The following is a 10,661-nucleotide window of genomic DNA, read 5'->3' on the forward strand; positions in this document are numbered from 1 at the left end:
TGATTTCCTCAAGGCCGGACTGCTCGGCGGCGCCGCTGCGGCGGCCAGCGCCGGCGCGGCGCGGGCGGCGGGCGATCCGCTGATCACCGAGGTGCAGGACTGGAACCGCTATCTCGGCGAGGGCGTCGACGTGGCGCCCTACGGCAAGCCGTCGGAGTTCGAGGCGCATGTGGTGCGCCGCGACGTGCCGTGGCTCACCTCCGATCCGGTCTCCTCGATCAACTTCACGCCGCTGCACGAGCTCGACGGCATCATCACCCCCAACGGGCTGTGCTTCGAGCGGCACCATGGCGGCACGGCGGTCATCAACCCGGCCGATCACCGGCTGATGATCAACGGCCTGGTCGACACCCCGCTCGTCTTCACCATGGAAGACCTGAAGCGGTTCCCGCGCGAGAACCGGGTCTATTTCCTCGAATGCGCCGCCAATGGCGGCATGGAATGGAAGGGCTCGCAGCTCAACGGCTGCCAGTTCACCCACGGCATGATCCACTGCGTGGTCTATACCGGCGTGCCGCTGCGCTATCTGCTGGAAGAGGCGGGCGTCAAGACATCCGGCAAATGGGTGCTGGCCGAAGGCGCCGATGCGGCGGCGATGACGCGCTCGATCCCGATCGAGAAGGCGCTCGACGACTGCCTGGTCGCCTTCAAGATGAACGGCGAGGCGTTGCGCGCCGAACAGGGCTATCCGCTCAGGCTGTGCGTTCCCGGCTGGGAAGGCAACATGTGGGTCAAGTGGCTGCGGCGCCTCGAAGTGGGCGACGAGCCCTGGGCGCAGCGCGAGGAGACGTCGAAATACACCGACCTGCTCCCCGACGGAAAGGCGCGCCGCCACACCTTCGTGATGGATGTAAAATCCGTCATCACCAGCCCCAGCCCGCAGGCGCCGGTGACCCATGGCAAGGGTCCGCTGGTGATCTCCGGCCTCGCCTGGTCGGGCAACGGCACGATCAAGCGTGTTGACGTCACGCTCGACGGCGGCCGCAACTGGCTACCGGCGCGCATCGACGGGCCGAGCCTTCCCAAGGCGCTGCACCGCTTCTATCTCGACATCAACTGGGATGGGTCGGAACTGCTGCTGCAGTCCCGCGCCATCGATGACCAGGGGCTGATTCAGCCGACCAAGGATGCGCTGCGCGCGGTGCGCGGCGGCAACTCGATCTATCACAACAATGGCATCCAGACATGGCACGTCAACACAGACGGGGTGGTTGAAAATGTTGAAGTTTCCTAAGTCCGCGGCGATTGCCGTCCTCGGATTGGCCGCGCTCGCCACGCCCTCCCGGGCCGAAGGCGACGTCGGCGCCGGGGAGAAGGTGTTCAAGAAATGCGCGGCCTGCCATGCCGTGGGCGAGGGAGCCAAGCACAAGGTCGGGCCCGAGCTCAACGATCTCATCGGCCGCACCGCGGGGACCGCGGAGGGCTATACGTATTCCGCTCCGATGGTGGCCGCGGGCCAGGGCGGGCTGGCCTGGGACGCCGCCACGCTGACGGACTACCTGGCCAATCCGAAGGGCATGGTCAAGGGCACCAAGATGGCCTTTGCCGGGCTCAAGAAGGAGGACGAGATCGCCAATGTGCTGGCCTATCTGATGACCTTCTCCCCGGGCGAGGCAGCCGGCACTCCCGCCGCTGCCCCGGCGGCAGTCGAGACCGGTGAGACGCCGGCCCAGACCGCCGCCGCGCCTGCGGCGGAGGAAACAGCGGCCGCCGAACCCATGACTGTCGAGAAGAGCAAGGGCGCCTTTGGCCTCGGCCGGGTGGCGATGGCTGACGAAATCGCCGCCTGGGACATCGACATCCGCGCCGACGGCACGGGCCTGCCCGAGGGCAAGGGCACCGTCGCCGAGGGCGAGACGCTTTTCGCCGACAATTGCGCCGTCTGTCACGGCGATTTCGGCGAGGGAGCCGGGCGCTGGCCGGTGCTGGCCGGAGGCCAGGACACGCTTCTCAAGGACCGGCCGGTCAAGACCATCGGCTCCTACTGGCCGTACCTGTCGACGGTGTTCGACTATGTCCGCCGCGCCATGCCCTTCGGCAATGCCCGCTCGCTGTCGGATGACGACGTCTATGCGCTGACGGCCTATCTTCTCTATCTCAACGACGTCGTGACCGACGAGGAGTTCGAGCTTTCGAGCGAGAATTTCACCTCGGTCCGTTTGCCCAACGAGGCGAATTTCATCGAGGACAACCGGCCGGACGAGCCGCATTACGCCAAGGGCCTGGAGCCTTGCATGACGGACTGCAAGCCGGGTCCGGTCGAGATCACGGCCCGTGCCCAGATCATCGACGTGACGCCGGAAGGCAATGGCGACGATGAGAACGCCGGAGGCGGGATCGACTGAGATCCGGCGCCTGAGGGCGCCGGGCAGGAGAGGCAGGATGGTCGAGCACGCCAGACGCCACGGACCCATCTCCGGCCTGCGCCGGCCGCTGTCCCTGCTGGCGCTGGCGCTTCCGTTGATCCTCCTCTGCGCCGGCCGGGCCGGGGCCGAGGAGGCGGATGCGGTGTTCAAGCCCTGCGCGGGCTGCCACGAGATCGGAGCCGGCGCGAAGCACAAGGTCGGGCCGCATCTGGACGGCCTGTTCGGCCGCACCGCCGGAAGCCTGGCCGATTTCCGCTATTCGGACGGGATGCGGGCCGCCGGCGCGGCGGGCCTCGTCTGGGACGCCCGGACGCTCTCGGACTATCTCGAAAAGCCGCGCGATTTCATCAAGGGCAACCGCATGTCGTTCCGCGGCATGCCGGACGCGGGCGACCGCGCGACGCTCGTCACCTGGCTCGAGACCGCCGCCCGGCAAGCGCCCGCCGATGATCCGGTGACCGGCGCGGCCGACAGGGGCGGAGTGATGCGCGACTTTGCCGACATCGTGCTCAGCATCGAAGGCGATCCGGAATATGGCGAATATCTCGCGGGCGAATGCGTAACCTGCCATCAGGCCTCCGGTCACGCGGACGGCATTCCCTCGATCGTCGGACTGCCGAAGGACTATTTCGTCAAGTCGCTGTTCGAATACCGCTCCAACGTCCGCTCCAACGAAGTCATGAAGCTGCGCGTCGCCAATCTCGCCAATGAAGAGATTGCGGCGCTGGCCGCCTATTTCAGCTCACTCGATCCGCAATGAACGCAAGGCCTGCAACCGGGAGGAAACCATGACACGCCTGACCAGACGCCAATTCGGACTGTTCGCCGGCGCGAGTGCGGCGGCACTCACGCTTCCCGCCTACCTGCGCGCGCAGGGAAAACCCCGCGTGGTCGTCATCGGCGGCGGCGCCGGCGGCGCGACCGCGGCGCGCTATGTCGCCAAGGATTCCGACGGCGGCATCGATGTCACGCTGATCGACCAGTCGGAAGTGTATACCACCTGCTTCTATTCCAACCTGTATATCGGCGGGTACCGCAGCTTCGAATCGATCACCCACGGCTATGACGCGCTGCAATCGAGCTACGGCATCACCAAGGTGACCGGGCGCGCGACGGGCGTCGACCGGGCGGCCAAGACGGTGACGATGGCCGACGGCGCGACCATTCCCTACGACCGGCTGGTGGTCGCCCCGGGCATCGACCTGATCTGGGATTCGGTCGAAGGCTATTCGGAGAAACTGGCCGAGGTCGCGCCGCATGCCTGGAAGGCGGGCAAGCAGACCGAACTGCTCAAGGCCAGGCTCGACGCCATCGAGAACGGCCAGCAGATCATCATGGTGGCGCCGCCCAACCCCTATCGCTGCCCGCCCGGACCCTATGAGCGCGCGTCGATGATGGCGCATGTGCTCAAGGCCAAGGGACTGACCGACTCCAAGGTCATCATTCTCGACCCGAAGGAGAAATTCTCCAAGCAGGGCGTGTTTCAGGAGGGCTGGGAAAAGCACTATCCCGGCATGGTCGAATGGTATGGCCCGGACGTGCATGGCGGCATCGGCGCCGTCGACGTCAGCGCCGGAACGGTGGAGACCGACCTCGACACGTTCAAGGGCGCGCTGCTCAACGTCATTCCGGCGCAGAAGGCCGGCGCGATCGCCACTGAAGCGGGCCTCACCGATGACAGCGGCTTCTGCCCGATCCTGGCCGAGAGCATGCGCTCGACGATCGACGAGGCGGTGTTCGTCATCGGCGACGCGTCCATTGCCGGCGACATGCCGAAATCCGCCTTCTCCGCCAACAGCCAGGCCAAGGTGGCGGCCATGCACATCCGCGGCGACCTGACCCAGTCTAAGGTGTTTCCGGCCAAATACGCCAACACCTGCTGGAGCCTGATCGAGACCGACGACAGCGTGAAGGTCGGCGCACAATATGCGCCCGGCGACGGCAAGATCGCCTCGACCCAGGGATTCATCAGCCAGACATCGGAAGATCCCGCGCTGCGCAAGGCCAATTTCGAGGAATCGGCGGGCTGGTATGCGGGGATCACCGCCGACATGTTCGGCTGAGACGCTTGGGGATCCTTCAAGGCCCGAGGCAGGGGACACCCTGGCTCCGGCCCTGCCGTTTCGGGCCGCGCGGTCGGCCGTGCGGCTTGCCTGCGGCGACGCTTGACGGCATGGTCGGCGAAACGGCAGGAGAGAGATGTGAAACCCCCGAAACTGCGGCTCAAGCTGACATTCGACAGCGGCCTCACCGTCGGCCCCGGCAAGGCCGACCTTTTGCAGGGCATCGCCGCGGAGGGGTCGATTTCGGCAGCCGGGCGGCGGATGAAGATGAGCTACAAGCGGGCCTGGATGCTGGTCGAGGAGATGAACGCGGTCTTCGAGGCGCCGCTGGTCGAAAGCAGCCGCGGCGGCGCCAGCGGCGGCGGCGCCCGGCTGACCGCGACCGGCGAGGCGGTGCTCGCGCATTACCGCCGGCTGGAGGCGATCACGCTCGAGCAAGGGGCGAGCGAGATCGCCGGCATTACCCAGTTGCTCAAACCGCAGGCGGACTGAGAAACAGGTTGCGGATTCCGGCGCTCTAGGGATATGTTTCATGAAACATATCGAAACCGGAGACTGTCCCATGTTTGCCGCACCCCGCCGCCTTGCCCTGGCCGCAGCGCTTTCCCTCGCCACCCTGCTCGTGCTGCCCGCGGCGGCGCGGGCCGAGACCATCACCGTCTTTGCCGCCGCCAGCCTGAAGACCGCGCTCGACGGGATCGTCGCTGACTGGAACGCGGAGACCGGAAACACCGCGGTCGTCTCCTATGCCGGCAGTTCGGCGCTGGCCAAGCAGATCCAGGAAGGCGCGCCCGCCGACGTGTTCATCTCCGCGGCGGTGAACTGGATGGACACGCTCGAGGAGGGCAAGCTGATCAGGCCCGGGACGCGCGTCGATCTCCTCGGCAACTCGATCGTGCTGGTGGCCCATGGCGCGGAGGCGGCTCCGGTCGAGATCGCGCCGGGCTTCGATCTCGCGGGGATGCTGGGCGGGAACAAGCTGGCGATGGCGCTGGTCGACTCGGTGCCGGCGGGTGTCTACGGCAAGGCGGCGCTGATGAGCCTCGGCGTCTGGGAGGCGGTCGCGCCGAAGGTGGCGCAGGCCGACAATGTGCGCGCGGCGCTGGCGCTGGTCGCCACCGGCGAGGCGCCGATGGGGATCGTCTACGCCACCGACGCCGCGGCCGAGCCTGCGGTGAGCGTCGTCGGAGCCTTTCCCGCCGACAGCCATCCGGCCATCGTCTACCCGGCCGCCGTCATCGCCGAATCCGCGAAGCCCGAGGCGGAGGCTTTCCTGACCTATCTGTCCGGTGCTAAGGCTCGGGCGGCCTTCGAAGGCCAGGGGTTCACCGTTCTAGAGAAGTAACCTTATGCTCGATGCAGTGCCGGGCGGCCTCGGGGCCGCCCTTTCGCCGGACGAATGGCGCGCGGTGACGCTGTCGCTGAAAGTCTCCTTCTGGGCGACCGTGCTCAGCCTTCCCCTGGGCGTCGCGGTCGCCTATGCGCTGGCGCGCCACGAGTTCTGGGGCAAGCAGGCGCTCAACGGGCTCGTCCATCTGCCGCTGATCCTGCCGCCGGTGGTGACCGGCTACCTTCTGCTCCTGACCTTCGGGCGCAAGGGGATGATCGGCGGCTTTCTGGACCAGAGTTTCGGGCTGGTGTTCGCCTTCCGCTGGACGGGAGCGGCGCTCACCGCCGCGGTGATGGCGTTTCCGCTGATGGTGCGCGCCATCCGCCTGGCGATCGAGGCGGTCGATCCGAAGCTCGAGCAAGCGGCGTCGACGCTCGGCGCCTCGCGGCCCTGGGTGTTTGCGACTGTCACCTTGCCGCTGATCCTGCCGGGCGTGATCGCCGGGGCGATCCTCGCCTTCGCCAAGGCGATGGGCGAGTTCGGCGCCACCATCACCTTCGTCTCCAACATTCCCGGCCAGACGCAGACGCTGCCGTCCGCGATCTACAGTTTCCTGCAGGTGCCGGGCGGCGACGCCAAGGCGATGCAACTGGTGCTGATCGCCATCGCGATCGCGCTCACGGCGCTGTTCCTGTCGGAATGGGTCGGCCGCTCGGTGGCGCGAAGGATCGCCGGATCATGACGCTTTCCGTCCGCCTGACGCACAGGTTCGGGGGCTTTTCGCTGGATGCGGCCTTCGAGGCGCCGATGGGCGTGACCGCCGTTTTCGGCCGCTCAGGCTCCGGCAAGACCACGGTGATCAACGCGGTCGCCGGGCTGCTCAGGCCCGATGCCGGGCATGTCGCGCTCGATGGCCGGGTGCTGTTCGATTCGAGCCGGAAGGTGTTCATGCCGGTGCACCGCCGGCGGCTGGGCTACGTGTTCCAGGAAGGCCGGCTGTTTCCGCATCTGAGCGTGCGCCAGAACCTCGACTACGGGCGCTGGTTCGCGCCGCGCGAGGAAGGCGCGGGCTTTGACCACGTCGTGGCGATGCTCGGCATCGGCGCCTTGCTCGACCGGCGGCCGGGCGGGCTTTCGGGCGGCGAGAAACAGCGCGTGGCGATCGGCCGGGCGCTGCTGGCCAAGCCGAGATTGCTGCTGATGGACGAGCCGCTGGCCGCACTCGACGAAGAGCGCAAGGCCGAGATCCTGCCCTATCTCGAGCGGTTGCGCGACGAGACGGAGATCCCGGTGCTCTATGTCAGCCACTCGATGGCCGAGGTGGCGCGGCTCGCCACCACGCTGGTGCTGATGGAGGCGGGGCGGGTGGTGCGCGCCGGACCCGCGGCCGACGTGCTGTCCGATCCCGACAGCGTCCCGGCGCTCGGGGTGAGGACCGCCGGCGCCTCGCTGCACGCGATTGTCGCGGCGCAGGAAGAAGACGGGCTGACACGGCTTCAGACCTCCGCGGGGCCGCTGCTCATTCCCCGGGTCGAGGCCGAGATCGGGGCGCGGCTTGCGATCCGCATTCCGGCGCAGGACGTGATCCTGTCGCGGAACCGGCCGGAGGGGCTGTCGGCGCTCAACGTGCTTGCGGCGACCGTGACGGCGGTGCGGCTCGGCGAGGGACCGGGCGCGATCATCCAGCTCAGGGCCGGCGAGGATCTGCTGCTGGCGCGGGTGACGCGGCGGTCGGCGCTGGCGCTCGAGCTTGCGCCGGGGGTGGCCTGTTTCGCCATCCTCAAGACCGTCGCCGTGGCCCAGACCAATGTCGGCGGCGCCGGCTAGGAGTTCGCTGTCAGGGAAGGCGGATCGACCCGATCCGGGCGTAGTCGCGGTAGAGCGTGGAGAATCGGAGCTCGCCATGGTGCCGCGCCGCCAGTGCCGCCATCACGTCGCCTAGCTCGGCGCGGGGGGTGACGTGGAACCGCGCCAGCCAGGCTTTCAGGCCCTTGCCGAACCAGCCGGGCAGGGCGGTCTGCTGGCCGAAATCGACGACATGGAGTTCGCCGCGCGGCGCCACCGCATCCATGGCCTGGTCCAGCGCCGCCTGCCAGCCGGGGATCATCGACAGGCTGTAGGAGAAGAACACCCGGTCGAACTGCTGCGTGCCGAACAGCTCGCCCGCGTCGAAACGGGTGGCGTCGCCCTGGGCGAGCCGGATGCGGCCGGACAGGCCGTGCCGGGCCACCGTCGCGGCCGCGGATTTGAGCATTTCGGCGGAAATGTCGATGCCGTAGAGGTCTGCGCCGCGGTAACGCTCCGCAGTCCGGATCAGGTTGCGGGCGGTGCCGCAGCCGATCTCCAGCACGGTGCCGCCGGCCGGCGGCTTCAGCGCCGCGATCAGGTCGTTGCGGCCGAGCAGGTAGTAGCGCCGGGTCAGGTCGTAGATGTGGCGCTGGTGGCGGTAGATGCCGTCCATCACCGAGGCATTGGCGTCGACGGCGCTCATGCGGCCTGGTCTCTTTTGACGTGCAGGTGAAAACCGCCATAGATCGCCGAGCGGTCCTTCGCGCCCAGGTCCCGGCTTTGGCCGACGCGGTAGTCCCACTTGTCGAGGATGCCGTCGGGAACCCGGCCGGGCAGCGGCGAGGGGGCGGCGGCGGTGCGGTAGATGACGCGCGCGCCGGGGGCGGCGGTGCGGGTGATCTCTGCCCACAACTCCGTGAGCTGCCGGTCGGTCATCCAGTCCTGGGCGTCGAGCAGCACGAAGGCGTCGACCGAGGCCGCTTGCCGTGCGGCGAGCAGGGCGGTGATGCTCTCGTTGACGATGGTGACGCGTCTCGCGTTGCGGCGCACGGTCTCGAAATGGCGGGCTTCGAGATAGGGCGGCAGGCTGGCCTGCTCGCCGGGCTGGTAGCCGCGGCCGAAGGCCTGCCAGGCAAAGTAGTTGTCCTTGAGGGGAAAGCCGCAGGCGAGCCGCTCGGTGCGTTCGCGGAGCGCACCGATCATGCCGTCGGGCGCGTCGCCGGCGAGCGCGTCGTACTGGGCCGGCGGGATGCCGAGGCCGAACAGCGAGGCGCGCATGGAGGTGAGCGCCTTGAAGCTGCGGCTCTCGAACACCGGGGCGATGCGGGTGTCGAAGAACTCGCGCTGCTTCTCGACGCTGTCCATGCGCAGCAGGTCGCGCGGATCGACGCCGTAGATCCTGCCGATCACATGGGCGGCCGAGATGAAGCGGCCGAGCAGGCCGGTGGTGTAGAAGCCGCGGGTGAAGCGGCTGATGCGGCGGCGGCCATTGGCTTCGCGTCCGTCCCAGTAGGCCCGCGTGCTGTGGTCGAGGTGCGGCCGGATGTGGCGGTCGTAGAGCGCCGTGTTGGACTTGAGGTTGGCGTGGCGGAACAGGTTGGAGAACGAGGTGTGATCGGGCAGATGGGTGGCCGCCGCCAGCTTGAGCCGGCCCAGCGCCACATGGGCGGGCGAGAGGTCCACCGCGATGATCTCGGCCGGGTTGGCGGTGAGATAGGACAGCACGTTGCAGGAGCCCGAGGCGATAGTGACCATGGTGTCGGTGGGCTTGAGCGCCAACGCCTCCATGTCGACCAGCGGGTCTTCCCAGATCTGCGGATAGACGAGGCCGCGGAAGGCGGCCGAGAACACCCGTTCGAGGATCCCCGTCGCCGACAAAGCGGGGGTGCGCACCACGGCGCCGTCGATGCGGGCGCCGACGCCGGCGGTTTCGATCATGGTCATCGGTGAGAACTCCGGGGGAGAGAGGTGGGCGCGGACATCATGCCGCCTGGTCCTGCGGGCCGGCCAGTTGCTTGACCTGCCTGGGCCGGGCCATCTGTCCGGCTTTTTCGGAAATGCGGCGCGACCAGTCGATGATCTCGAGCCGGCCGTCGGAATGCTCGACCACCGCGGTGCAGCTTTCCACCCAGTCGCCGGTGTTGATGTAGCGGATGCCGCCGCGCATCTCGTTGGCGGCGTGGTGGATGTGGCCGCAGATGACGCCGTCGGCGCCGTGCTTGCGGGCTTCCTCGGCCAGCACTTCCTCGAAGTCCGAGATGAAGTTGACGGCGCTCTTGACCTTGAGCTTGGCCCAGCGGGAGAACGACCAGTAGCGCAGGCCCAGAAGCTTGCGCGAGCGGTTGTGCCACTTGTTGGTCCACATGGCGAAACCGTAGGCGATGTCGCCGAGATGGGCGAGCCAGCGGTGGTTCATCACCACCATGTCGAATTCGTCGCCGTGGATGACCAAGAGCCGCCTGCCGTCGGCGGTCTCGAAGACATCGCGCTCGCGCACCTCGATGCCGCCGAAATGGACGCCCAGATAGCCGCGCAGCATCTCGTCGTGGTTGCCGGGGACATAGATGATGCTGGTACCCTTGCGCGCCTTGCGCAGCAGTTTCTGGACGACGTCATTGTGCGACTGCGGCCAGTAGAAGCCCTTCCGCTTCATCCGCCAGCAGTCGATGATGTCGCCGACGAGGTAGATCGTCTCCGCATCGTGCTCGCGCAGGAAGTCGATCAGGATGTCGGCCTGACAATCCGGCGTGCCGAGATGAATGTCGGAGAGAAAAATGGTCCGGTAAGTTTTGGTCACGGGTCCCGCCTGAACCTTGAGCAATCGTCCTGCTGGCAGGCTTAAACACGATTCCGTTCTCAGTTTTGTGACGGTCGCCGGGACGGCGCGGCAGGCGGGTTGTCAAGCGCCGTCCGCGGACGGCCCGGAAGCGCCGGTGTCGATGAACAGGTCCACCCGGTCGGCGGCGAAGCGGGATTCGCCGTAGAGCACCGGGCGGCCCGCCGGATCGATGTCGATGGCGCGCGTCACCAGCACGATCGCGCCGGGCGACAGCGCCAGGAGGTCGAGATCCTCGCGGCTGGCGTGGCGGGCCTCCACGGCGGTGGATTTTCGGG

At 67.8% G+C, this 10,661-nt stretch carries 12 protein-coding genes; 8 read left to right on the forward strand and 4 right to left on the reverse strand.

Annotated elements, in window-relative coordinates; all coding sequences use genetic code 11:
- From soxC to modC, 8 genes are all read left to right on the forward strand, one after another.
- Positions 1–1,234: sulfite dehydrogenase (gene soxC, locus LL06_RS22310; protein ID WP_035532144.1), on the forward strand; the 1,234-nt coding region annotated here is incomplete at its 5' end.
- Positions 1,218–2,345 carry a c-type cytochrome gene (locus tag LL06_RS22315; RefSeq protein WP_035532146.1) on the forward strand — a complete coding sequence of 376 codons (1,128 nt, stop codon included), beginning with the start codon at positions 1,218–1,220 and terminating at the stop codon, positions 2,343–2,345. The genes soxC and LL06_RS22315, both read left to right, overlap by 17 nt.
- A gap of 37 nt (positions 2,346–2,382) precedes the next feature.
- Positions 2,383–3,126: a c-type cytochrome gene (locus tag LL06_RS28445; RefSeq protein ID WP_280114134.1), complete on the forward strand. Its 744-nt coding sequence runs from the start codon at positions 2,383–2,385 to the stop codon at positions 3,124–3,126.
- Between the two features lie 28 nt (positions 3,127–3,154).
- Positions 3,155–4,429, forward strand: coding sequence for an NAD(P)/FAD-dependent oxidoreductase (locus tag LL06_RS22325; protein ID WP_035532148.1), 1,275 nt, complete (start codon positions 3,155–3,157; stop codon positions 4,427–4,429).
- A gap of 138 nt (positions 4,430–4,567) precedes the next feature.
- Entirely contained in the window at positions 4,568–4,921 is a 354-nt protein-coding gene (locus LL06_RS22330) for a LysR family transcriptional regulator (RefSeq protein WP_035532150.1), read from the forward strand.
- A gap of 40 nt (positions 4,922–4,961) precedes the next feature.
- Positions 4,962–5,774 (forward strand): molybdate ABC transporter substrate-binding protein, encoded by an 813-nt coding sequence (gene modA, locus LL06_RS22335; protein ID WP_244447208.1) that lies wholly within the window; start codon positions 4,962–4,964, stop codon positions 5,772–5,774.
- A 4-nt stretch (positions 5,775–5,778) separates the two neighbouring features.
- Entirely contained in the window at positions 5,779–6,501 is a 723-nt protein-coding gene (gene modB, locus LL06_RS22340; RefSeq protein WP_052161826.1) for a molybdate ABC transporter permease subunit, read from the forward strand.
- The gene (gene modC, locus LL06_RS22345; RefSeq protein ID WP_035532154.1) at positions 6,498–7,586 is read left to right on the forward strand and encodes a molybdenum ABC transporter ATP-binding protein; all 1,089 of its coding nucleotides are present in this window, start codon (positions 6,498–6,500) and stop codon (positions 7,584–7,586) included. Before modB ends, modC begins: the two co-directional genes overlap by 4 nt.
- Before the next feature lie 10 nt (positions 7,587–7,596).
- Here the strand turns inward: modC and LL06_RS22350 are convergent, their stop codons facing one another.
- The 4 genes from LL06_RS22350 to LL06_RS22365 form a co-directional block, all read right to left on the reverse strand.
- Complete coding sequence (locus tag LL06_RS22350) at positions 7,597–8,250, reverse strand: class I SAM-dependent methyltransferase (RefSeq protein WP_035532156.1); 654 nt, start codon at positions 8,248–8,250, stop codon at positions 7,597–7,599.
- Complete coding sequence (locus LL06_RS22355; RefSeq protein WP_152599725.1) at positions 8,247–9,491, reverse strand: DUF3419 family protein; 1,245 nt, start codon at positions 9,489–9,491, stop codon at positions 8,247–8,249. Before LL06_RS22355 ends, LL06_RS22350 begins: the two co-directional genes overlap by 4 nt.
- A 37-nt stretch (positions 9,492–9,528) precedes the next feature.
- Positions 9,529–10,344 (reverse strand): UDP-2,3-diacylglucosamine diphosphatase, encoded by an 816-nt coding sequence (locus tag LL06_RS22360; RefSeq protein ID WP_035532166.1) that lies wholly within the window; start codon positions 10,342–10,344, stop codon positions 9,529–9,531.
- Between the two features lie 102 nt (positions 10,345–10,446).
- Positions 10,447–10,661: UTRA domain-containing protein (locus tag LL06_RS22365; protein WP_152599726.1), on the reverse strand; the 215-nt coding region annotated here is incomplete at its 5' end.

The organism is Hoeflea sp. BAL378, assembly GCF_000759435.1.
In the GTDB taxonomy this organism is placed as follows: domain Bacteria; phylum Pseudomonadota; class Alphaproteobacteria; order Rhizobiales; family Rhizobiaceae; genus Hoeflea.

What these genes read in the sequence shown, in the direction of transcription:
- LL06_RS22315 (WP_035532146.1), top strand. Translation starts at nt 1,218, where the DNA reads ATGTTGAAGTTTCCTAAGTCCGCGGCGATTGCCGTCCTCGGATTGGCC.
- LL06_RS28445 (WP_280114134.1), top strand. Translation starts at nt 2,383, where the DNA reads ATGGTCGAGCACGCCAGACGCCACGGACCCATCTCCGGCCTGCGCCGG.
- LL06_RS22325 (WP_035532148.1), top strand. Translation starts at nt 3,155, where the DNA reads ATGACACGCCTGACCAGACGCCAATTCGGACTGTTCGCCGGCGCGAGT.
- modA (WP_244447208.1), top strand. Translation starts at nt 4,962, where the DNA reads ATGAAACATATCGAAACCGGAGACTGTCCCATGTTTGCCGCACCCCGC.
- modB (WP_052161826.1), top strand. Translation starts at nt 5,779, where the DNA reads ATGCTCGATGCAGTGCCGGGCGGCCTCGGGGCCGCCCTTTCGCCGGAC.
- modC (WP_035532154.1), top strand. Translation starts at nt 6,498, where the DNA reads ATGACGCTTTCCGTCCGCCTGACGCACAGGTTCGGGGGCTTTTCGCTG.
- LL06_RS22350 (WP_035532156.1), bottom strand. Translation starts at nt 8,250, where the DNA reads ATGAGCGCCGTCGACGCCAATGCCTCGGTGATGGACGGCATCTACCGC.
- LL06_RS22355 (WP_152599725.1), bottom strand. Translation starts at nt 9,491, where the DNA reads ATGACCATGATCGAAACCGCCGGCGTCGGCGCCCGCATCGACGGCGCC.